The sequence below is a fragment of the Chromobacterium sp. CCUG 30098 genome (genome assembly GCF_059916605.1).
In genome coordinates this window covers 308,168-329,988 of the sequence record NZ_JAUCGS010000005.1, presented here as the reverse complement: position 1 = coordinate 329,988, position 21,821 = coordinate 308,168, and the positions used below count along the sequence as shown (strand labels likewise).

Sequence of the window (21,821 nt, the reverse complement as noted above, 5' to 3'; positions counted from 1 at the left end):
GAACAGGTTCTAAGCCGACGATGCGAGAGGAAACCTTATGAAGTCAATCTGGAAGCTGCTGGCCATCGTCCTGCTGAGCGGCTGCGCGGCCCTGTCTCAGGAGGCCGAACCGGCCGGGGACCCGCCCGGCCGCATTGTGGACCTGCGCAGCGGCGAAGTTTTGCAGCCGGCGCAATTGTTGCAGCGGCTGGCCCCGGCGCCGCGGCTGCTGGTGGGGGAAAAGCACGACAACCGCGAGCACCACCGCATCGAACGCTGGCTGGCGACGGAATTGGCGGCGCGGCGGCCGCAGGGCAGCGTGCTGCTGGAAATGCTGACCCCGTCGCAGCAGGCCAAGGTGGAACAGGCGCAGGCCCGGCTGCGCGCCGGCCAGCCGCTGTCCGGCGCCGCGCTCGTCCAGGCGGTGGATTGGCTGCCGGGCTGGCCGTGGCCCTTGTACGGCAAACTGGCCGAGCATGTGATGCGCGCGCCTTATCCGGTGCTGGCGGCCAATCTGGACAGGAACGAGATGCAGGCGGTGTACCGCAGCCAGGTGCAATTGCCGGGCCAGGCCTCCACGCGGCCTGAGGTGCGCGCCAAGCTGAGCGAACTGATCCGCGAGGAGCACGGCGGGGAGGTCAAGGCCGAGCATCTGGCCTCGATGCTGGCGGTGCAGCAGGCGCGGGACCGGCGCATGGCCGAGCGGCTGCTGGCCGCGCCGGCGCCGGCGCTGTTGATCGCCGGCGCTTATCACGCCGCCGCCGACATCGGCGTGCCGCTGCATGTGCGCGATTTGCAGCCGCAAACGCCGCTGCGGGTGCTGATCCTGGCGGAAGAGGGCATGAAGCTGGACGCGCGCCAGGGCGATTACGCCTGGTTCACGGCGCCGGCCCGGCCTTGAGCGCGGTTGGGCTGCGCTTATATATTGATAATGATTCTCATTACGTATAACATTCTCAACTCGAACAAATAAAACTTCGCTTGGATTTCCGATGATGAACACCATGAAACGAGCGGCGACAGGCTGCGCGCTGGCAGGCGCGTGCTGGCCGCTGACGGCGCTGGCGGAAGCCGGCGCAGCCATGCCGGCCGACCTGAGCGCGCTGGGCATGTACCGCGCAGCCGACCCGGTCGTGAAGACCGTGATCCTGGGCCTGCTGCTGGCGGCGCTGGCCTGCTGGGTGGTGCTGCTGGTCAAGGGCGCGGCGCTGTGGCGCGCCGACCGCGCCACCGGCCGCGCGCTCAGCCTGCTGGGCGAGGCCGCCACGCTGAGCGAGGCCCGCGCCGGCTGCGCCGCGCAGCCGGCGCACGAGCCGGCCCGCGGCTTGCTGGCCGAAGCCGACGCCGAGCTGCGCTTGTCCTCGCCCGGCGCGCCGCGCGACAGCGTGCAGGCGCGGGCGGGCTTCCGGCTGGAGCAATGGCAGGCGGAGCAGGGGCGGCGCTTGGCCGCCGGCATCGGCCTGCTGGCCACCATAGGCGCGGTGGCGCCCTTCGTCGGCCTGTTCGGCACGGTGTGGGGCATCATGAACAGCTTCGTCGGCATCGCCCGCAGCGGCAGCAGCTCTTTGGCCACCGTGGCCCCGGGCATCGCCGAGGCCTTGCTCGCCACCGCCGTCGGCCTGGTGGCCGCCATCCCCGCCGTGGTGATCTACAACCTGTTCAGCCGCGCGCTGGCCCGGCACAAAGGCCGCAGCCAGCAGGCGGCCGGCCTGGCGCTCTTGCTGCTCAGCCGAGAGCTGGACGTCCGCGCGGAGAGCGCTTGAATGGCCGGCGGTTTTCCCAGCAGCCAGGACGAGGGCCTGGCGGAGCTGTCCGATATCAACGTCACCCCCTTCATCGACGTGATGCTGGTGCTGCTGATCATCTTCATGGTGGTGGCGCCGCTGTCCACCGTGGACACCCGGATCGAACTGCCGGCCTCCAGCGCGCGCCAGCAGCCGCGGCCGGACAAGCCCCTTTATTTGACGATGAATCAGGACCGCTCGCTGCAACTGGGCAAGCAGCCGGTGACGCTGGCGGAGCTGGCCGCGCGGCTGGACCGCGACAGCGGCGGCCGTCGCGACACCCCGCTGTTTTTCCAGGCAGACCGCCAGGCGCGCTACGAAGACGTGATGGCGGTGATGGACGCTTTGCGCGAGGCCGGCTATCTGAGCGTCGGCCTGGTCGCCCGCGAGGGCGGCTGAGATGGCCGTCGCCGCATGGGATCGTCCGCCGCTGCCGCTGGCCAGCTGGGGCAACGCCTGTCTGCTGACGCTGGGGGCGCCGCTGTTGGCGCTGCGCCTATACCTGTCCGTGGCCGAGCCGGTTCCGGCCCCGGCCGCGCCGGCCGCCGTGATGCGGGTGTGGGCCGCGGAGGTCAGCGCCGAGCCGTCCAGCCATCCGCTGCCCACCGGCGCGCAGCAAAGCCTGGCCGCCGCCGCCAGCCGGCCCAAGGCCGAGCGCCGTCCGGAGCGGCTGCCCAAACTGGCCGAGGCGGAAGCGCCGCGGCTGTTGGCGGCGCGGCAAAGCCGGGAACAGCCCGCGGACAAGGCGGAGGCGCGGGACAGCGAGCAGGCCTCGCAATCCGCGCCGGCCGCCAGCAGCGCCGCGCCGCGGGCCGACGCCGGGGAGGTCGCCGCCGCGCCGTTCAATAGCGAGGGCGCGGCGCGCGCGCTGAAGCAGAGCTGGGAGGGACGGGTGCAAAGCCATCTGGCGCGTTTCCGCCGCTATCCGGAAGACGCCAGCCGCCGCCGCCGCGACGGGGTGGTCAAGATGAGCTTCGTCGTCGACGCCGACGGCCGGGTTTTGTCCAGCCAGCAATTGGCCGGCTCCGGCACCGCCTCGCTGGACCGCGAGGCCGCCGCCATGTTGCAGCGCGCCCAGCCCTTGCCGGCGCCGCCGGCGGATCTGCTCAAGGGCGGCCGGGTCAGCGTCAGCCTGCCAATGCGCTTCGAGCTGAGCGAATCTTAAGCCCGGTTCCGCTCCCGTCCTGTAGCGCCTATCCATCCGGTTTTTCGCGTCGCCGCCGGCGGCGCGCATCCTGAATCGAGGTTCGCATGAAGTTGAATTCCCATCTGTCCGCGGCGGCGCTGGCCGGCGTCTTGCTGGCGTTCGCGCCGGCCGCGTCCGCGGACGCGCCGCCGCAGGCCGAACGCCGGCCGCAAAAGTTGGAAGCGCACGGCGATGTGCGCGTCGACGACTACGCCTGGCTGCGCGACGACAGCCGCAGCCGGCCGGACGTGCTGGCTCATCTGGAAGCGGAAAACCGCTACGCCGAAGCCCAGCTGGCGGCCGCCGAGCCGCTGCGCCGCACGCTGTTGGCCGAGATGCGGGCGCGCATCGGCGAGCGCGACAGCTCGCTGCCCTTTGTCGACGGCGGCTGGCGCTATCGCGAAAGCTATGCGCCGGGCGGCCAGCAGCCGCGGCTGGAGCGTCAGCCCGCCGCCGGCGGCCGCTGGCAGTTGCTGCTGGATGGGACCGAACGCGCCGCCGGCCAGCGTTACTACCGCTTGGGCGCCTGGAGCGTGGCCGCCGGCCGGCCCATGCTGGCGGCGGCGGAAGACCTGGGCGCGCGCGGCGCCTCGCGGCTGTCGCTGCGCGATCTGTCCAGCGGCCGCTGGCTGCCGGAAACGCTGGAGCAGGCGTCCGGCAGCCTGCAGTGGAGCGCAGACGGCGGCAGCCTGTTTTACGTCAAGCTGCACCCGCAAACCTTGCGTCCCTACCAGCTCTACCGCCATCGCCCCGGCCAGCCGCAGAGCCGGGACGCGCTGGTTTACCAGGAAGACGACGAGGCCTTCTCGCTGAACCTGTCCAATACCGCCTCGCGCCGCTATCTGCAATTGATCGCCAGCAGCGCCGACAGCTCGGAAACCTGGCTGCTGGACGCGCATGCGCCGGACGCGTCGCCGCGGCGTTTCGCCGCGCGCCGGCCGGGCCGCGAATACTATCTGGATCACTACCGCGACCGCTTCTACCTGCGTTCCAACCACGGGGGCGGGCGCTTCGGCCTGTACCGCGCGGCGGCGCCGGGCGCGGATTGGGAGGCGGTGCTGCCGCCCGACCCCAAGCGCGAGCTGGACAGCTTCCAGCTGTTCCGCCGCTACCTGGTGGTTAAGGAGCGCGCGGACGGGCTGACCCGCATCCGTCGCATCGCCTGGCGGGGCGGCGAGGAGCGCAGCCTGGCTTTCCCGGACCCGAGCTACCGCGCCTGGCTGGCCTACAACCCGGACCCGGACAGCGGCCGCCTGCGTTACGGCTATTCCTCGATGAGCACGCCGACCTCCACCTATGAATGGGACATGGCCAGCGGTGGCAGCCGTCTGTTGCAGCGCAAGGCGATCGCCGGCTATCGGGCCGGGGACTATCGCAGCGAGCGGGTCTGGCTGACGATGCGCGATGGCGCGCGCGCGCCGGTGTCCTTGGTCTACCGCAAATCCTTGTTCCGCAAAGGCGGCAATCCCTTGTTGGCTTATGGCTACGGCGCTTACGGCACCAGCATGGACGCCGCCTTCGGCAGCCAGCAGCTCAGCCTGCTGGACCGCGGCTTCGTCTTCGCCATCGTCCACGTGCGCGGCGGCGGGGAACTGGGCGAGGACTGGCACCGCCAGGGCAGGCTGGAACGCAAGAGCAACAGCTTCAACGATTTCGTGGACGCCGGCCGCGGCCTGCTGCGCCAGGGCTACGCCGCGCCCGGCCGCTTGTACGCGATGGGCGGCAGCGCCGGCGGCCTGCTGGTGGCCGCGGCGATGAACCAGGCGCCGGAGCTATTCCGCGCGGTGGTGGCGCAAGTGCCCTTCGTCGACGTGCTCTCCACCATGCAGGACCCTACGCTGCCGCTGACCACGGGCGAGTACGGGGAGTGGGGCAATCCAGAACGGGCCGACGCCTACAGCTGGATCAAGGCCTACAGCCCCTATGACAATGTGGCCGCGCGACGCTACCCACATCTGCTGGTCAGCGCCGGCCTGCACGACGGCCAGGTGCCGTACTGGGAGCCGGCCAAATGGGTGGCCAAGCTGCGCGAGCGGCAATGGCTGGGCCAGCGCCTGTTGCTGTTCACCGACATGACGGCCGGCCATCGCGGCCAGTCCGGCCGCTTGAACCGGCTGGAGGCGGCGGCGCGCGATTACGCCTTCCTGCTGACGGTGGACGCCGAGCCGCCGTCCCCGCCCGCGGCGCAAGCCGGAAGCTAATCTTGATCCCCGCCGCCGGCCGCGCCGGCGGCGGGCTGGAGCCTGTCGCCATGTCCATTTCGTCCCCCGCCTGGCCGCCTGGCCCGCGGCTCTCCTGTTCCAAGCCGTCCGTTTTCGCGCCTGACGCGGCGGACGGCGATCACTGTGGAGAGTTTGCTTGTGAAAAAGAAAATGATGGCCCGGCTGGTCGGCGCCGCGCTGGCGGTGGCAGCCGCTCCGGCCAGCGCGGCGGAGAACGCCGCCGGGCAGGGGAATGTTGAATTCAAACCTTTGGTGGTGTCCGGAGACGCGCTGAGCGACGAGCAGCGCGCGCTGGAGAAACCCGGCGCGGTCAGCAGCCGCGGTGAAAACACCAAGCTGCAATCGCTGGACAGCATCCTGCGCGGGATTCCCGGCACCTATACCCAGATCGACCCCGGCCAGGGCGCGGTCAGCGTCAATATCCGCGGCCTGAGCGGCCTGGGCCGGGTCAACACCATGATAGACGGCGTCAGCCAGAACTATTACGGTTCGGCGCCGTCTTCCTTGAGCCACGGCGCAGCGCCGTCAAGTTCCTTCGGCGCGCTGATCGATCCCAACTTCATCGTCGGCGTCGACGTCACGCGCGGCACCGGCGGCGGCGCCAGCGGCGTCAACGCGCTGGCGGGCAGCGCCAACTTCCGTACTCTGGGCGTGGAAGACGTGATCTTCGACGGCCAACAGCAGGGCGCGCGCCTGAAGTACAGCGTGGGCAGCAACGGCCTGGGCCGCAGCGGCATGGCGGCCGGCGCGGCGCGGACGGAACTGGCGCCCGGCGTGCGCTTCGGCCTGCTGGGGGCGATCAGCAGCAGCTCGATAGGCGGCAATTATCGCAACGCCCAGGGCGTGGACAGCGAGGCCTTCGGCTTCGGCTACGACGAGCACTTCACCCAGAACCCGCAGTCGCAAATGTTCAAGGCCAATCTGCGCGTGGGCGATGTTCACGAGGCGGAACTGTCCGCGCGGCGCTACCGCAACAACTTCGTGCGCCGCGACATCCAGAGCGACGACTTCTACCTGAAGTACAACTACACCCCGCATTCGGAATGGCTGGACTTTTCCGTGCTGGCCAGCCACGGCCGCGGCCGCCAGGCCTATCAGCGCGGTTCCCTGTTCAGCTTCTACAACAGCAGCACCGATAACATCGGCGACGCGCTGGAAGCGCGCAACAGCAGCCGTTTCAGCCTGGCCGGCGGCGACGCCACGCTGAGCGTCGGCGGCAAATGGATGCGCAACCGCTTCACCCGCAATGTGAACAGCATGGTGCAAAGCACCGACGACAACCCGGACGCCAACCAGCAGGCGATAGAAAACAATATATTCGCGCCGGCCGGCCGCCAGGAAATCCGCAGCCTGTTCACCGGCCTGGAGTTCCGCCGCGGCATTTACACGCTGCAGGCGGATCTCAACTACAGCCGCTTCGCGCTCAGCGGCCATAAACCGGCTTGCGATCCGCGCGTGGAATGCTTCCCGCAAGGCGCGGCCGACATCAAGCTGGAAGAAAGCGCGTTCAACCCCTCGCTCTTGCTGTCCGCCGAGATCAAACCCTGGTTCCAGCCCTTCGCCAGCTATGCGCGCACCATGCGCGGGCCGAATCCGCAAGAGGTCTTCTTCGCCAATTCCGGCGGTCAGTCGATGAACCCTTTCCTGAAAAGCGAACGCGCCGAAACCTACCAATTGGGCGTGACGTCGATGTTCCACGGCCTGCTGAGCGAGCGCGACACCCTGCGCACCAAGGCGCTGTTCTACCGCAGCCGCATCGCCGACTACATCTCCAGCCAGGCCTTCAATGTGTGCAAGGGCGGACGCAAGTGCACGCTGGACGAGTTTTGGTCCAATGGTTCCGACGACTACAACGACGGCATGACCATCTACACCAATTCGCTGACCCCGGTGCGCACCCGCGGTTTCGAGCTGGAGGCGGACTACGACGCCGGCTTCGTCTACGCGCGGCTGTCTTACAGCCGTGAGCACACCAGTCAGCCGACCTCCTTCGCCAGCGGCATGTTCTCCGTCGGCAATGTCAGCGAGCTGCCGGACGAGTACTACACGCTGGATCTGGGCAGCCGCTGGCTGGAGCGCAAGCTGGAAGTGGGTGCGCTGTTCAAGCGCGACGGCGCCAACCGCCGGCTGTCGCCGGACCAGTTGCAGGACGACAGTACCAGCGCCTATCTCAAGGAGGAGCAGAAGGCCAATCCGGTCATCATCGACCTCTACGCCAGCTATCGCGTCAACAAGCAATGGCTGATCCGCGCCGGCGTGCGCAACCTGGCCAACCGCAGCTACTCCGAGCCGCTGAACACCTTGAATTCGCTTCCGTCGCAGTCGCCCGATATCTCGCCCAACAGCACGGCGCGCGGCCGCAGTTATATGCTGGCCACCGAACTGCGCTTTTAAGAAGTTGCGTACGATCTGCTGCGCGCCGGCGATACGGCGTTGAAAACGCCTTGTCTCGCCTGAGCTCGCGAGATCATAAACAGGTTCAAAGCCAGGTCGTCTCAGGGTAGATTGTCCAGGTTCCGGCATGACCGGAACCTGGACAAGACCAAACGACAAAGGAGATCTCCATGAACAAGCTCAGCCGCGCGGCCATCGCCGCCTTGTGCGCGCTCAGCGTAGGACACGGCGCGCAGGCCGCCGAGGCCGACAATCGCAACGGCCCGTCCGGCAACGGCGGCAATAATCTGCTGATCGCCGCCGCGGCCTGGAAGCAGACCGCGGCGGAATACCGCGCGCTCTACCATCAGGCTTTCAATCTGGCGCGGATGCGGCTGGATCAGGCGCTGGCGGCGCGCAAGCCCGGCGACAAACCGCTGGCGGTGATCACCGACATCGACGACACCGTGCTCAACGCCGTCAATTACTGGGGCTATCTGATCCAGCAGGACCGGGATTTCTTCGACGACGCGATCTGGGACAAATGGATTCCGGAAAACAAGCTGACCGCCACGCCCGGCGCGCTGGACTTCTTCAACTACGCCCAATCCCAGGGCGTGGAAGTGTTCTACGTCAGCAGCCGCGATCAGGGCGACAAGACCTATGAATACGCTCTGGGCAATCTGCGGGCCGCCGGTTTTCCCTTCGTCGACGAAAAGCATGTGACCATTCTGCGCGACAGCTCCAACAAGGAGCCGCGGCAGAAGGAGATCGCCGCCCAATACCATGTGGTGGCGATGTTGGGCGACAATCTCAATGATTTTCAGCGCAAATACTATGTGAAGGATGTGGACGAGCGCGCGCGCTTGATGGAGGAGGACCGCGAGCTGTTCGGCCGCAAATTCATCCTGATGCCCAATCCCACCGACGGCCACTGGATGCGGGCGATTTTCGGTGACTCCGAGCCGCCGGCCACGGACCGCAACCGCGAGATCTTCAAGAAGGCGGCCAGCAAGTCCGCCTGGAAGCCGGCGCCCTGAGTGGCCGGGCCCGGCGGGCGTTTGCGTCGCGCCGGGCCGGCCACTATGATAGCCGCGGGAGCGCCGCGCGCTGCCCTCGCTTCCGCGGCCGGCAAGGCCCGCCGCGGGTTTGATTCCTCCTCAATGTCTTGAAGCCATGTCCGCCGACGCCACCGCCCCTCTTTCCCCGTCCGATTCTTCCGCCGCGCGCGAACTGGAGCCGGCCATCGCCCCTCATTTGCAATTGCTGGCGCACAGCGCCGGCGAGGAGGTGAGCCGGACCCGCGCCGGGCTCGGCCTGCTGCTGCTGTGGCTGAGCGACGATGTGCTGGGCGCGGTGAACGCGGATTTGCAGGCCTTGGACGTGACCGAGAGCAAGCTGAACGTGTTGATGCTGTTTTCGCTGCAAGAGCAGGGCTGGTGGCGGAACGGGCCGCTGACCCCGTCGGCGATCGCCGATTATCTGGGCGTGACCCGCTCCACCGTCACCGGCCAGCTGGACTGGCTGGAACGGCGCGGTCTGCTGCAACGGCAACTGCGCGACGAAGACCGCCGCAGCCTGGGGCTGAGCCTGACCGAGGCCGGCCGGGAACTGCTGAGACAGGCGCTGCCGGGCTTCTGGCGCGCCTGCCAGCGCCTGACCGAGGCGCTGGACGAGAGCGAATGCGCGGCGCTTTGGCCTTTGCTCGCCAAAGTGTGGTGCCGGCTGAAAGCGGACTGAGGCCGCTTTCTCAGCGCGGCGCGCTGGGCTGAGCGCCGGACGCCGCCAAGGCGTCCGCGCGGGCGCGGTCGCTAGCCTTGCAGCGGCAATGGCCGATCTGGTGCAGCTCTATCAGGTGGCCGGCCGGGTCGCGCAGGAACAACTGCGTCAATTCCGGCGCGGCGACGTTGGCCTGCCGCCAGTGGGCGATGCCTTGCCGCAGCAATTCCGCCTCCGCCTGGGCGATGTCCCGCACCGCCAGCGCCACATGATTGTCCACCGGATCCTGATCCGCGCCCTGAGCGTATGGCGACACGCCGTCGTTGCCCAGCAGATGGATCTGGCAGTCGTTGCCCAGGTCCAGGAAAAACCCGGGCACCCCGGGGATGTGCCAGCGGCCGGCGTCGGCGTCCAGGCCAAGCACGTCGCGGTAAAACGCGCCCATGGCCTCAACCAGGTTCAGAGGCATGCGCAAGCCATGATGGTGCAATTCCAATACTTCGATAGCCATTAGTGTGCTTCCTTAAGTGGAGGGTGACGATAGAGGCGGCCGCCTGTCGCTATATAGTACGTTATACGTATTATACGTCAAGCGTATTTTGAGCGGGACAGACGGAAACCTCAGCCAAGCCAGCAAGCCGCGCGCCAACGGCTATATTGCCTTCATGCAATGCGGGTAGTTTTTCATGCGGATTATTTTAAATAACAAATTTAAATAGAAAAAAAATTTGCTATCTAATTGGATGGAATCTAATATCTGTTTAATGACTTGTAACTTGATGTTGAGATAGACCTTGACGGGCCAAGCATGACGCGAAATCTATTCACCAGCCTGGCGGCTGGTTTGTTGTTGGCCGGCGGCGCGGCGGGAGCGGAAACGCCGGTCTGGAAACAGCCGGAGTACGCGGCGGCCATCGTCCAGGCCCGGGCGGGGCAGACCGCGCCGGCGCTGGCGCTATTGGAGCGGGAGCGCGCGCGTGGACCGCTGCCCGCGCCCTTGCTGGACGATTATCTGACCCTGCTGTGCTGGAGCGGACGCGGCGCGGAGGCCCTGCGGCTGCTGCCCGGACATGAGGCCGAGATGTCGGCGGACACCCTGGCGCGCTTGGCGCGAGCGGCGCGCGATCAGCGCGACGCGGCGGAAGCGACGCGGCTGTACCGCGTGTTGCTGGCGCGTCAGCCCGCGGCCGGCTATCGCGCCGGCCTGGCCATGGCCCAGGCCGAAGCCGGACAGGCCGCCGCCGCGCTGGCCACGCTGGACGCCGCGCCGCCCGGCGCGCCGGCCGACGAACTGGAGCTGAGCCGCGCGCGCGCTTACGTCTTGCTGCAAAGCGGGGACCTGACCCAGGCGCTGGATTATCTGATCCGCGCGCGGACGCGCTTTCCCGGTGACCCGGAACTGGAACGCAGCTATCTGGGCTGCCTGTTGCGCCTGGGCGCGCCATGGCAGGCGGACCAGGCGTCCGTCGCGGATCCCCGGCTGGCTTTGCAGATCGATTTCGACCGCGCGGCGACCTTGAGCCGTTGGGGACGCATTCAGGAAAGCCAGGACAGCGGGCCGGGCCGGCACACGCAAACCGACGCGGCGCTGAAGCTCAATCAGGACATCGCGGCGCGGCCGGAAGCCGCGCGGCCGCCGTTCGCCGCGCTGGCGGCGGACGACCGCGTGCAAATGCTGCAGCAGCGCGGCCTGTCGGCGCAGGCCGTCGCCCTGGACCGGCAGAGCGCCGGCCAGGCGTGGTCGCCGTACGCCCGCGCGGCCTTGGCCGACGCCTATCTCAACCAGCGCCAGCCGCTGCGCGCCGAGGAACTGTACCGCTCGGCGCTGCGCGACGCGCCGCAGGCGGACGAGGCCTTGGATTGGCGCATCGGCCTGGTCTACGCCCTGCTGGAGTCCGGCCAGCACGCGGCCTGCCGCCGGGAACTGACCGCCTTGCAAGCCGCCACGCCCCGGCAGAAGACCGAGCGCGCCAGCGGCCGGCGCGTGTTCAATCCGGCGTTTCAGCGCGTGGCCTTGCTGGACGCGATGGTCACCGCCTATCAAGAGGACACCCGCGGCGGCTGGGAGCGGATGGAAGCCCTGCTGGACGACGCCTCGTTCAATCCGGAGCTGCGGCAGAACCAGGGCAGCCTGGCCCTGATGCGCGGCTGGCCGCGGCGGGCGCGCGGCGTGTTCACCCGGCTGGGCGTGGACGAACCGGACCAGCCGGAAGCGGCGGCGACCGGCTTGGCCGGCGCGGCGCTGGACTTGCAGGAGCTGGACGAGGCGGACCGTCAGTTGCAACGGCTGAACGAACTGGACGTGGACAACGCCGGCGTGCGCCAGTTGCGGGAGCGCGCCCGGCTGGAACGGCGGCCGGAGCTGGTGCTGGAAGGGAAGAAGGATTTGAGCGGTGGCCAGGGCGCGGGCGAGCAGAACGCCTGGGAGAGCTCGGCGCGCTTGTATTCGTCGCCGTTCGGCCACTGGCGCTTGTTCGGCCTGCATCAGCTGCAACGCGCCAGTTATGTGAACGAGACGGCGTCGGCTCGTTACGAGGCGCTGGGCATGGGCGCGGAATGGCGGGGCGAGCAGGGGCGAGGCGAATTCGGCCTGACCGGCCAGATCGACGGCGGACGGCGCGGCGGCGCTTTCGCCGGCTACGACTGGACGCCGGACGACTATTGGACGCTGGGCGCGCGCTTTGAATTGAACAGCGCCGAAGCGCCGTTGAAAGGCCGCCTGGACGATGTGCGCGGCAACCGGACCCAGCTGAGCCTGCAGTACCGCGCCGACGACTACCGCAGCTACGCCTTGCAAGCCGAGGCCCTGTCCTTGTCCGACGGCAATCTGCGCCGCGCCGTGTCCGCCAACTGGGACCAGCGCTGGGTCAGCGGACCGCGTTACAAACTCAACACCATTTTGACGCTGGCGGCCAGCGCCAACGACGCGGTGACGTCCGCCCGCTATTTCAATCCGCGCGCCGACGGCGAGGCCTCGGTGACGGCGATGCAGGAATGGAAGCTGTGGGGCGAATACGAAACCACCTGGCATCAGCGCCTGGGGCTGACGCTGGGCACTTACACCCAGCGCGACTTCGGCGCCGGCGGCGTGTGGGGCCTGCTGTTGGAACAGGAGTGGCGTTGGGGCAGCCGCGGCAGCCTGCGTTACGGCTTTACCCGGGTGCGCCACCCCTATGACGGCAAGGCGGAAGCCGGCAACAAGGTTTATCTCAATCTGGATTGGCGCTTCTGATGAAAATGAAACAATGGCTGGCGGCCCTGACGACGGCCTGCCTGTTGTGGACCGGCTGGGCGCAAGCGGCGGCCGGGCGCTTGGTGATTCTGTGCTACCACGAGGTGGACAAGACCGACAGCGGCGCCTCGGACCCGTTCGCGGTGGACGCCCGCGCGCTGGTGAAGCAAATGGAGTGGATGCGCGGCCAGGGCTACAGCTTCGTCAGCCTGCAACAGGTGCTGGACGACCGCGCCGGCGGCAAGCCCTTGCCGGACAAGGCGGTGCTGCTGACTTTCGACGACGGCTACCGCAGCGTGTACACCAATGTCTATCCGGTGCTGAAGCTGTTCCGGGCGCCGGCCGTGATCGCGCTGGTGGGCAGCTGGCTGGAAGCGCCCGAGGGCAGCCAGGTCAGCTACGGCGACGGCGTGGCGGGGCGGAGCAAATTCCTGAGCTGGGCGCAGATCCGCGAAATGCGGGCCAGCGGCCTGGTGGAAGTGGCCAGCCACAGCTACGCCTCGCATCTGGGCGTATTGGCCAATCCCCAGGGCAATCTGGAACCGGCGCTGACCGCCCGCGCCTTCCGCGCCGGCGGCTATGAAAGCGAATCGGCCTATCTGGCGCGCATCCGCGACGATTTGCGCCGCAACAGCGCGCTGCTCAAGGCGCGGCTGGGCGTGGCGCCCAGGGCGATGGTGTGGCCCTACGGCAGCTACTCGCCGCAAGCGGCGGGGGTGGCGGCGCAGGAGGGCATGCCGGTGACCATGGGGCTGGGCGCGGGCATCAACGTCCGCGACACCCCGCTGTCCTCGCTGCGCCGGGTGTTGCTGGACGCCAATATGGATCTGGGCGATCTGGCTTATCAATTCAAGCAGCTGAACGGCTGGCCGGACGGCGTCCGGCCGGAACCCAGCCGCATCATGCACGTGGACCTGGACTACATCTACGATCCCGATCCCAAACGCCAGGACGAAAACCTGGGCCGGCTGCTGGACCGGGTCAAGGCCATGGGCGCGAGCACCGTTTACCTGCAGGCCTTCGCCGATCCCGACGGCGACGGCGTGGCGCAGGCGCTGTATTTCCCCAACCGCCACCTGCCGATGCGCGCGGACCTGTTCAACCGCGCCGCCTGGCAATTGCAGACCCGGGCCAATGTCAGGGTCTACGCCTGGATGCCCTTATTGGGCTTCGCGCTGCCGGCCGGCCATCCGCTGGCCGGCGAGCGGGTGCTGGCGGAGCAGGGCGGCGGCGCTCAGGCCAAGGTGCAGGGCTATGCGCGGCTGACCCCGTATTCGCCGCCGGTGCGCCAACTGATCCGCGAGATTTACGAAGACCTGGCGCGCAGCTCGCGTTTCAGCGGCCTGCTGTTCCACGACGACGCCACCTTGTCCGACTTCGAAGACGCCGGCCCGGCGGCGCGGCAGGCGCGGCAAGGGCGGGGCCTGGCCGCCAGCGTGGCCGACGTGCGCGCGGACCCGGAACAGATGGCGCGCTGGACGCGCGACAAAACCGCCTTGCTGGACGATTTCAGCATGGAGCTGGCGGCCGTGGTGCGCCAATACCAGCCGGATTTGCGCACCGCGCGCAATCTCTACGCCGAGGTGGTGCTCAATCCGGAGTCGGAAACCTGGTTCGCCCAGTCCTTCGACAGCGCGCTGAGCCGCTACGACCGGGTGGCGGTGATGGCGATGCCCTATATGGAAAACGCGGCCCAGCCCAAGGCCTGGTTGCGGCGGCTGTTCGACAAGGTGGCGGCCAAACCCGGCGCGCTGGAAAAAACCGTGTTCGAACTGCAGGCCGTCGATTGGCGCAGCCGCAAGCCGATTCCCACCGCGGAACTGGCGGCCACGGTGCGCGAACTCAACACCCTGGGCGCGCGGCACATCGCCTACTACCCGGACGACCTGTTCCAGGACCAGCCCAGGCTGAAGACGTTCAAGCGAGTGTTTTCGCTGACGGCGAGGCCGGAAGAATGAAGGCCGGCGGCGGGAGACCGCATGGACGATTGATGACCCGTCGCATCAAGGGGCGAGGAGAAGTGTTGTGAACCTGGCATTGATACTGCTGCTGGCATATGCCTTTTTTTATCCGTTGTTCATGGCTTATCTGTGGATGGTGGGGGCGGTGCATTACTACCTCCACTACGAAAGAAAAGATCCGCCGCTCAATCAGCCGCCGGCGCTGGACTATCCGCCGCTGAGCGTGGTGGTGCCCTGCTACAACGAGGAAGACAATGTGCGCGAGACTTTGGCCTACGCGCTGGCGCTGGACTATCCGGACTTCGAAGTGATCGCGGTCAACGACGGCAGCCGGGACGCCACCGGCGCCATCCTGGACGAACTGGCCGCCGCCCATCCGCGGCTGCGGGTGGTGCACCAGGCCACCAACCAGGGCAAGGCGGTGGGGCTCAACACCGCGCTGGCGCTGGCGCGCCACGAATACCTGCTGTGCATAGACGGCGACGCGCTGCTGGACCCGTACGCGGGCAAATGGCTGATGCGCCATTTCCTGACTTCGCCGCGCGTGGGCGCGGTCACCGGCAACCCGCGCATCCGCAACCGCACCACCCTGCTGGGACGGCTGCAGGTGGGCGAATTCACCGCCATCATCGGCCTGATCAAGCGCGCGCAGCGCACTTACGGCCGATTGTTCACCGTCTCCGGCGTGATCACCGCCTTCCGCAAGACCGCGGTTTACCAGGCGGGCTACTGGAGCGAGGACATGCTGACCGAGGACATCGACATCAGCTGGAAACTTCAGCTCAAGCACTGGAACGTGCGCTTCGAACCGCGCGCGCTGGTGTGGATTCTGATGCCGGAAACCCTGCGCGGGCTGTGGAAACAGCGGCTGCGCTGGGCCAAGGGCGGCACCCAGGCGCTGATGCGCAACGCCTGGGTGCTGCGCACCTGGCGCCACCGCCACATGTGGCCGGTGTATTCCGAGTACTTCCTCAGCGTGGTGTGGTCCTACACCATGGCCGGCATCATCGTCTATTGGCTGCTGAGCCTGGTGTTGGGCGACTGGCTGCCCCAGATGGGCACGCCGTTGATTCCGCGCTGGCACGGCATGGTGCTGGGCGGCACCTGCATGCTGCAATTCATGATCAGCAAGATGATGGACAGCCAGTACGACGCCAAGCTGGGCAAGAACTACTACTGGATGGTGTGGTATCCGCTGGTTTACTGGCTGCTCAACGTCTGCACCACCATCGTGGCCTTCCCGCAGGCGGTGTTCCGCAAAAAGGGCAAGCGCGCGCGCTGGGTCAGCCCGGACCGGGGGGTGAGGGTATGAGCCGGCTGGGAGACGGCCTGATCATCCAGGCCGCGCACAATATGAGCGCCTTGCAGCGGCTGCTGTCCTGGCTGATGACCCTGGCGTGCTGGCTGGCGTGGATCTATCTGTGGCTGCCGGCCCTGGCCTATGTCGGCTACCTGATCTGGGGCCGGGACGTGTTGCCGGCGGCGCTGCGCGCGCAGGACGCGCCGGAGCACCTGGGCAGGCTGCGCGATTACGGCTTCGAAATCGCGCTGATCGGGCTATGCCTGTTGCTGTGGTCGCGCATCAACTACTGGCGCTTCGCCGGCAAGCAGAAACGCAGCCCGATCCCCAACGTCACCCTGGAAAAACTGGCGGAAGACCTGGGCGTGTCTCCGGACGAGCTGCGCGAGGGCCAGGCCGCCAAGGTGGCGGTGGTCCATCATTGCGGCGAGGGCGGCATCGCCCGCATCGAAACCGTGACGCGGCTGCCGCCGCCCGGCTGAGTCACCAGCCGCCGAACAAGGGCAGCAGCACCAAGGCCAGCAACAGCGCCCAGGCGGCCGCGCCGGCGCACAGCGCGCTGTACGCGAAGTGCTGCGACTCCACCTCCTCCTCCAGCCCCAGCATGGCCGGCGCGCCGTGGTAGAGCAGGGCGAAGGCCGCGGCCAGGCCCAGCAGCGCGCCCAGCAGATTGAAGGCGAGATCCGGCGCCAGCAAGGCCAGGCTGGACAGCCACAGCGGCACCGCCGCGCCGGCCGCCAGCAAGAAGCAATCCTTGAAGCTCGCGGCCAGCTTGTGGCTGGCGGCCAGCGTTTGCAGCGTCCAGGCCATCAGCGGCACGGTGGCCAGTTCGGCGACGAAGAACAGCGCGGCGGCGGCGAGCCAGCGCTCTATGCCGGCGTCGGGCGCGTAAAGCCGGCCGTGAGCCAGTCCGGCGTAGCAAATCATCAGGGCGGGCAGCAGCGAGAACGGCAGCACCAGCTTCCACATCAGGCGGCGCGGCGACGGCGCGCGCCCGCGCAACTCGTCCCAGCCGCCGTGGCTGGAAAACAGCATCTTCGGATAATGGCTCAGTTTCATGGCGAAGCTCCTTGAGGACGGGACTGGCATGGCGGGCGGAACATACTCTCAATATGTATCATGATGTGATATAAATTCAAGCATGAATCCCTTTCCAGACTCCCCCATCCTGAGCAAGGCGGATTTTGAACGCCTGTCCGAATTCCGCCATCAACTGCGCGTGTTCCTGCGGTTCAGCGAAGACGCCTGCCGCGGCCACGGCCTGACGCCGCTGCAATACCAACTGCTCTTGCACGTGCAAGGCTATCCGGGCCGCGACTGGGCCACCGTGGGCGAACTGGCCGAGCGGCTGCAATCCCACCACCACGGCGTGGTGGCGCTGGTCAGCCGCTGCGAGGAGCTGGGCCTGGTGCAGCGCCGGCCCGGCCGCGAGGACCGGCGGCAGGTGGAAATCCATCTGACCGAGGCCGGACGCAATCAGGCGCAGGCGCTGGCCGCGCTGCACCGCGACGAAATCCGCCTGCTGCGCGACAAGCTGGCGCCGCCGGGCTTCGACCCGACTTAGATCCGGCTTAGACCCGCTAACAAAACCCCTGATCCTGCGTTGTACGGGTACTGTAGCTTCGCAGAAACTTCGTTTTCTGCGTCGGCGCGTCTCTGCGAGGTTTTGTTCGCGGCTCTCAATCGCCCAGATAGCGCCGGCGCAGCAGCCGCAGCCGGCCGTCGGCGGCGAGGCGGTTCAAGGCCTGCTGTAAACGCCGGGCGCGCTGCGGCGGCGCGGCCGGGTTGAGAGCGAACCAGTATTGGCCGCCGCCGTCCAGCAAATAGGCCGGCGCCGCCGTGCGCGGCGGCAGCTTCAGCTTGTCCAGATGCCAGCGCATCGCCCAGTCCAGCATCGCCACCAGATCGACGCGATCCAGCAGCAGCTTGTTCAGATTGGCCGCGTCGTCCTGGCCGGCGTCCAGCCCTTCGCGCCGCGGGTCCAGCGCCGCCAGCCGGTTGAAGGCGGCGGAGCCGGCCAGCGCTCCCACGCGATAGCGCCGCGCGTCCGCCGCGCCGCTCAGACGGATGTCGCGGCGGGCGGACAGCCGGTACAGGAAGACGCGGCGCGGGCCTATCGGCCCCACCCACTGGAATTGGGCTTCCCGCTCGGGCGTGCGCACCATGGCGAACAACAGCGCGTCCGGCGTTTTTCGCACCGTGGCGTAAGCGCGCAGCCAGGGCTGCACCTCGATTGCCAGGCTAAGCCCGGCTTCCGCCGCGACCAGGCGCAAAACCTCGGCGGCATAGCCCTTGACCTTGCCGTTTTCCACATAGCTGAGCGGCGGCAGGTCCTCGGTATAGGCCTTGATGTCGGCCGCCGCCGCCGTCAGCGCCCAGCATGCGCCGAGCGCCGCCAGCAGCGGGCGGATGAGAGTCCCCGATATGACCATTTCTTGTCCGTTATGCGTGATGGTTCACAGCATGGCAGTTTGCCAGACAAAAGGGCCGGTTTGATGACAAATGGGCGGTTTCAGCGCAGCGCCAGCGCGGCGCCCAGGCCGATCAAGGCGCAGCCTATGACGCGGTTCAAGCCGCGCTGACGGCGCAACATGCCGGCGTGCAGCCGCGGCTGGGTGAACAGCAAGGCCACCAGCGCGAACCAGGCCAGATGGGCGGCGGAGATGAACAGGCCGTAGCCCGCGCGCAGCGACAGCGGCGTGTCCGCGTTGACCGCCTGACTGAACAGGCTGAGCACGAACAGTGAAGTCTTGGGGTTGAGCGCATTGCACAGCAGGCCGGCGCGCAGCGCGGCCCAGGCGCTCTGCCGGCCGCCGCGGGCGGCGGGGCCGGCGGCCAGTGGCGGCTGGACGAAGGTGCGGTAGCCGATGTAGAGCAGGTAGGCGGCGCCCAGCAGCTTGAAGCCGGCCAGCAGCCAGGGCGTGCGGCTGAGCAGCAGACTGACGCCCAGCAGCGCGCACAGCACGTGGAATTGCACGCCCAAAGCGATGCCGAAAGCGCCCAGCAGCCCGTGGCCGCGTCCGTATTGCAGGCTGTTGCGGGTGATGACGGCGAAGTCGGCGCCGGGGCTGATCACGGCGAGCAGGGTCAGCAGGGCTACGGTCAGGAGTTCGTTCATCGCGACAAGGCTTTCAAAGGGAGACGCGGCGATTGTCGCGGGCTTGGCGCGCGGTGAAAATCGATTTATTGTCCTTGCATTGCGTGAGGAAAAATCACAGATGAGCTATCGCATTCCGGCCTTGACCGCCGTTCGCGCCTTTGAAGCCGCCGCCCGCCACGGCAGCTTCGTCAAAGCCGCCGCCGAGCTGTGCGTGACCCACGGCGCGGTCAGCCGCCAAGTCAAGCAATTGGAGGAAGGGTTGGGCGTGGCCCTGTTCGAGCGGCGCAACCGGGCGGTGTTTCTGACCGCGGCCGGCGAAAGCTTCCGCCAAAGCTGCGCCGAGGCGCTGCGCGTGCTGGAGCAAGGCGCGGCCCGCGCGCAAAGGCAGGCGGACGCGCCCTTGCGGCTGTCCTGCGAACCCACCATCGCGATGCGCTGGCTGATTCCGCGCTTGCCGGCCTTCCAGGCCGAACATCCCGACATCGAGCTGCTGCTGTCCGCCGCCGGCGGGAAAGTCGATTTTTCCTCACAGAGAATCGACCTGGCGCTGCGCCGCGACGACAGCGGCTGGAACCTGGGCGACCACGTGGCCGAAGTGGCGCGGGAACGGATGGGGCCGGTGTGCGCGCCGGCGCGGCTGCAGGCCGCGGGCGGAGACTGGCGCGCCTTGCCCCTGCTGCACGCGGACAGCCGGCCGGAAGCGTGGAGCCGCTGGCTGGCGGCGCAGGGAGAGGCGGCGGCGGGGGAGGCCGGACGCTTCGAGCATTTTTACCTCAGCCTGCAGGCGGCCGAGGCCGGTTTGGGGCTGGCCATCGCCTCGCTCTATATGGCGGCGGACGCGCTGGCGTTGGGGCAATTGACGGCGCCGGCCGGTTTTCGCGAGGACGGCTCCAACTATGTGCTGCTGTCGTCGCGGCCCTTCGATGGTGACCCGCGCCGGCGGGCGGTGCTGGATTGGTTGCGCCGGCAGATGGAGCGGAATCTGACTTAAGAACGTGTTTACGATCTCGTGAGCTCAGGGGAGACAAGGCGTTGCGGCGGAGAAAGCGGAATGTACGCGTGGTACATGAGCATTTCGAAAGGGGGCTCACCGTGTCACGCATCCACGATGCGCAGCAGATCGTAAAGCGGTTCTAAGAGCTGAGCGGATCGCCGGCCGGGAGACCCGCCTGAAAGCGTTCGAACAGCTCGCGCTCTTCGAAGCGCACATGGTCTTGCAGCAGCTCGGCGAAGCGCGCCAGCGTCGTCGCTTGCGGCGCGGCCAATTCCGCGATCAGCGCGCGCAGCCGGCGGTGTTCATCCAAGGCCCGGGCGGCCAGCGCCGCGTGTTCCGTCTGCGCCAGTTGCGGCAGCAGCGTCGCTTCTTCTTCCGCGAAATGCGGCTCCAGCGCCTCCGCGCTCCAGGCGCGCAGCGCGGTGGCCAGCTGGGTTTGCCGCTCCGGATCGCCGGATTCGACGGCCAGCCGGGCCTGGCGCGCCATTTTCAAGGCGTGGTGGTGTTCGCGGGACAATTCCAGCAGCGCGGGGTGTCGCTTCATGAGGTGGCTTCTTTCTGGCCTGGCTTCGCCGGCGCGCGGCCGCGCCGCAGGCTGCTCAGTAGCAGGATGATGAAAAACAGCAGGGTCAGCGCATTGAGCAGGCCGGCCGCGCGCCGCCAGGCGAAAGCGCCGTCCAGCATGCCGTACAGCCGCAGCAGCAAGGACAGATGCAGGGCCGCCAAGGGCGCGTAGAACAGCGGGCGGTAAGGCAGTTTCAGCCGCGTCAGCGCCGGAATGATGATGGGCGCGTGGCCGAACACCATGGAAAACACAAAGCCCAGGCCCACCGCGTGCAAGGCCGCGTCGCGCCAGGGATGGCCGGGCAGCAGCGCGCCGGCCAGGCCCAATGCGCCGGTGACGGCCAGCCAGCCGTAGCCGCAGAGCAGGGCGACGGCGATATAGCGGGTCAGCCCGCGCTGGCGCGCATTGCGCCGGGCGATGTCGTGGCGCAGCAGCCAGACGGCCAGCGCCAGCAAGGCCGCCGCGTACAGCCGCAGACCGGCGTCCGGCCGCCATAGCGACAGGACCGCGCCGCCGCCCAGCGTCAGCGCCGCCAGCGCGAAGCCGCGCCGGGCCGTGGAAGACAGCGGCAGCAAGCGGGTCAGTTCCAGCCGTTCGCCGGCAATGGTCAGGATCAGGAAGGCCAGCCACCAGGGCACGGCCGTCTGCAGATCGCCGCCCAGCTGCCAGGCCAGCGCGCCGATCAGCCAGCACAGCGCGGCGGCGGCCAGGGTCAGGGTGAAGGCGGCGGCCTGACGCCGCAGCACCTGGACGCTGCCGGCCAGCAAGACGGCGGCGGCCAGCGTTTGCAGCCACTGCGCCGCCGGCGGCGGCAGGCCGGCGATCAGGCACAGACCGGACAAGCCCGCGGCCGCCGGCGCCAGCAAGGCCCAGCCGCGGTTCAAGGCCACCGCCCGCTCCAGGCTGATCACGCCGCCGAAGAAGGCGCCTATCATCAGCGCGCCGTGCCAGCCGGCCAGCGCCGCGGCGGCGGCCGGCACGGCCCAGCCCAGGCGCGCCAGACCGGCCAGCGCGCCGCAGAGCAGGGCCAGCGCGGCCAGACCCAGCCAGGGCAGCCGGGCCTTCATGCCTGCCAGCCGAAATGGCGGCGGCTGTCCTCGCTCATTCTTTCCGGCGACCAGGCCGGCTCCCACACCAGATTGACGTGGATGCGGCGCTGCGGCGGCAGGCCGTGGGTAAGCGCGAACTCCACCTCGTCCAGAATCATTTCGCCCATCGGACAGGCGGGCGAGGTCATGGTCATCTCGATCAACAGCTGTTCCGCTTGCGGATCGATGCGATAGACCAGGCCGAGGTCGATGATGTTGACGCCGATTTCCGGGTCTATGACCTGGCGCAGCAAGCTGCGCGCCAAGTCCACTTCCTGTTGCTGTTCGGCTGAGAGCGGGTCCGGCATGGTGGTCGCC

Annotated in this window: 21 protein-coding genes; 14 read left to right on the top strand and 7 right to left on the bottom strand. The window is 68.1% G+C overall.

Features of this window, described 5'->3' with window-relative positions; genetic code table 11:
* The first annotated feature begins 37 nt into the window (after nucleotides 1-37).
* The 8 genes from QUG03_RS13970 to QUG03_RS13935 all read left to right on the top strand — a co-directional run bounded on the left by QUG03_RS13970 (nucleotide 38) and on the right by QUG03_RS13935 (nucleotide 9,284).
* Nucleotides 38-880 (top strand): ChaN family lipoprotein, encoded by an 843-nt coding sequence (locus tag QUG03_RS13970; RefSeq protein WP_500820260.1) that lies wholly within the window; start codon nucleotides 38-40, stop codon nucleotides 878-880.
* 94 nt (nucleotides 881-974) lie between these two features.
* Nucleotides 975-1,742, top strand: coding sequence for a tonB-system energizer ExbB (exbB, locus tag QUG03_RS13965; protein WP_500820259.1), 768 nt, complete (start codon nucleotides 975-977; stop codon nucleotides 1,740-1,742).
* Nucleotides 1,743-2,162 carry a TonB system transport protein ExbD gene (exbD, locus tag QUG03_RS13960; RefSeq protein ID WP_107799940.1) on the top strand — a complete coding sequence of 140 codons (420 nt, stop codon included), beginning with the start codon at nucleotides 1,743-1,745 and terminating at the stop codon, nucleotides 2,160-2,162.
* A 1-nt stretch (nucleotide 2,163) separates the two neighbouring features.
* Nucleotides 2,164-2,928: an energy transducer TonB gene (locus tag QUG03_RS13955; protein WP_500820258.1), complete on the top strand. Its 765-nt coding sequence runs from the start codon at nucleotides 2,164-2,166 to the stop codon at nucleotides 2,926-2,928.
* 86 nt (nucleotides 2,929-3,014) lie between these two features.
* The gene (locus QUG03_RS13950; protein ID WP_500820257.1) at nucleotides 3,015-5,150 is read left to right on the top strand and encodes a S9 family peptidase; all 2,136 of its coding nucleotides are present in this window, start codon (nucleotides 3,015-3,017) and stop codon (nucleotides 5,148-5,150) included.
* A gap of 159 nt (nucleotides 5,151-5,309) precedes the next feature.
* Complete coding sequence (locus tag QUG03_RS13945; protein ID WP_500820256.1) at nucleotides 5,310-7,565, top strand: TonB-dependent receptor domain-containing protein; 2,256 nt, start codon at nucleotides 5,310-5,312, stop codon at nucleotides 7,563-7,565.
* A 170-nt stretch (nucleotides 7,566-7,735) separates the two neighbouring features.
* The gene (locus QUG03_RS13940; RefSeq protein WP_107799937.1) at nucleotides 7,736-8,584 is read left to right on the top strand and encodes a 5'-nucleotidase, lipoprotein e(P4) family; all 849 of its coding nucleotides are present in this window, start codon (nucleotides 7,736-7,738) and stop codon (nucleotides 8,582-8,584) included.
* Nucleotides 8,585-8,720: 136 nt separating this feature from the next.
* The gene (locus QUG03_RS13935; RefSeq protein ID WP_107799936.1) at nucleotides 8,721-9,284 is read left to right on the top strand and encodes a MarR family winged helix-turn-helix transcriptional regulator; all 564 of its coding nucleotides are present in this window, start codon (nucleotides 8,721-8,723) and stop codon (nucleotides 9,282-9,284) included.
* A gap of 10 nt (nucleotides 9,285-9,294) precedes the next feature.
* Here QUG03_RS13935 and QUG03_RS13930 read toward each other — a convergent pair whose 3' ends face one another.
* Complete coding sequence (locus tag QUG03_RS13930; RefSeq protein WP_500820255.1) at nucleotides 9,295-9,774, bottom strand: VOC family protein; 480 nt, start codon at nucleotides 9,772-9,774, stop codon at nucleotides 9,295-9,297.
* A 297-nt stretch (nucleotides 9,775-10,071) separates the two neighbouring features.
* Between QUG03_RS13930 and pgaA the strand changes: the two genes are divergently transcribed.
* The 4 genes from pgaA (at nucleotide 10,072) to pgaD (ending at nucleotide 16,238) form a co-directional block, all read left to right on the top strand.
* The gene (gene pgaA / locus QUG03_RS13925) at nucleotides 10,072-12,495 is read left to right on the top strand and encodes a poly-beta-1,6 N-acetyl-D-glucosamine export porin PgaA (protein ID WP_500820254.1); all 2,424 of its coding nucleotides are present in this window, start codon (nucleotides 10,072-10,074) and stop codon (nucleotides 12,493-12,495) included.
* Entirely contained in the window at nucleotides 12,495-14,453 is a 1,959-nt protein-coding gene (gene pgaB, locus QUG03_RS13920) for a poly-beta-1,6-N-acetyl-D-glucosamine N-deacetylase PgaB (RefSeq protein ID WP_227107375.1), read from the top strand. The genes pgaA and pgaB overlap by 1 nt, the downstream gene beginning before the upstream one ends.
* Before the next feature lie 67 nt (nucleotides 14,454-14,520).
* A complete protein-coding gene (pgaC, locus tag QUG03_RS13915) occupies nucleotides 14,521-15,768 on the top strand; it encodes a poly-beta-1,6-N-acetyl-D-glucosamine synthase (protein WP_500820253.1) in 1,248 nt (415 codons plus the stop codon).
* On the top strand, nucleotides 15,765-16,238 hold the full coding sequence (gene pgaD / locus QUG03_RS13910; RefSeq protein WP_107799932.1) for a poly-beta-1,6-N-acetyl-D-glucosamine biosynthesis protein PgaD: 474 nt from the start codon (nucleotides 15,765-15,767) through the stop codon (nucleotides 16,236-16,238). Before pgaC ends, pgaD begins: the two co-directional genes overlap by 4 nt.
* 1 nt (nucleotide 16,239) lies before the next feature.
* Here the strand turns inward: pgaD and QUG03_RS13905 are convergent, their stop codons facing one another.
* Nucleotides 16,240-16,815 (bottom strand): YIP1 family protein, encoded by a 576-nt coding sequence (locus QUG03_RS13905; protein WP_500820252.1) that lies wholly within the window; start codon nucleotides 16,813-16,815, stop codon nucleotides 16,240-16,242.
* A gap of 82 nt (nucleotides 16,816-16,897) precedes the next feature.
* On the opposite strand from QUG03_RS13905, the gene QUG03_RS13900 reads away from it, so the two are divergent.
* On the top strand, nucleotides 16,898-17,320 hold the full coding sequence (locus QUG03_RS13900) for a MarR family winged helix-turn-helix transcriptional regulator (protein WP_486636772.1): 423 nt from the start codon (nucleotides 16,898-16,900) through the stop codon (nucleotides 17,318-17,320).
* Nucleotides 17,321-17,435: 115 nt separating this feature from the next.
* Here QUG03_RS13900 and QUG03_RS13895 read toward each other — a convergent pair whose 3' ends face one another.
* Both QUG03_RS13895 and QUG03_RS13890 read right to left on the bottom strand, forming a co-directional pair.
* A complete protein-coding gene (locus QUG03_RS13895; protein ID WP_500820251.1) occupies nucleotides 17,436-18,188 on the bottom strand; it encodes a substrate-binding periplasmic protein in 753 nt (250 codons plus the stop codon).
* Between the two features lie 80 nt (nucleotides 18,189-18,268).
* Nucleotides 18,269-18,874, bottom strand: coding sequence for a LysE family transporter (locus QUG03_RS13890; protein ID WP_488877869.1), 606 nt, complete (start codon nucleotides 18,872-18,874; stop codon nucleotides 18,269-18,271).
* A 100-nt stretch (nucleotides 18,875-18,974) separates the two neighbouring features.
* On the opposite strand from QUG03_RS13890, the gene QUG03_RS13885 reads away from it, so the two are divergent.
* The gene (locus tag QUG03_RS13885; RefSeq protein ID WP_107799927.1) at nucleotides 18,975-19,847 is read left to right on the top strand and encodes a LysR substrate-binding domain-containing protein; all 873 of its coding nucleotides are present in this window, start codon (nucleotides 18,975-18,977) and stop codon (nucleotides 19,845-19,847) included.
* Nucleotides 19,848-19,989: 142 nt separating this feature from the next.
* Here QUG03_RS13885 and QUG03_RS13880 read toward each other — a convergent pair whose 3' ends face one another.
* Genes QUG03_RS13880 through QUG03_RS13870 form a run of 3 tightly spaced genes read right to left on the bottom strand, consistent with a single transcriptional unit; the run spans nucleotide 19,990 to nucleotide 21,811 of the window.
* Nucleotides 19,990-20,394, bottom strand: a complete 405-nt coding sequence (locus QUG03_RS13880; protein ID WP_488877868.1) for a hemerythrin domain-containing protein — start codon at nucleotides 20,392-20,394, stop codon at nucleotides 19,990-19,992.
* Nucleotides 20,391-21,482 (bottom strand): DUF8744 domain-containing protein, encoded by a 1,092-nt coding sequence (locus QUG03_RS13875; RefSeq protein WP_500820250.1) that lies wholly within the window; start codon nucleotides 21,480-21,482, stop codon nucleotides 20,391-20,393. Before QUG03_RS13875 ends, QUG03_RS13880 begins: the two co-directional genes overlap by 4 nt.
* A complete protein-coding gene (locus QUG03_RS13870; protein ID WP_107799924.1) occupies nucleotides 21,479-21,811 on the bottom strand; it encodes a metal-sulfur cluster assembly factor in 333 nt (110 codons plus the stop codon). The genes QUG03_RS13875 and QUG03_RS13870 overlap by 4 nt, the downstream gene beginning before the upstream one ends.
* Nucleotides 21,812-21,821 lie beyond the last annotated feature (10 nt).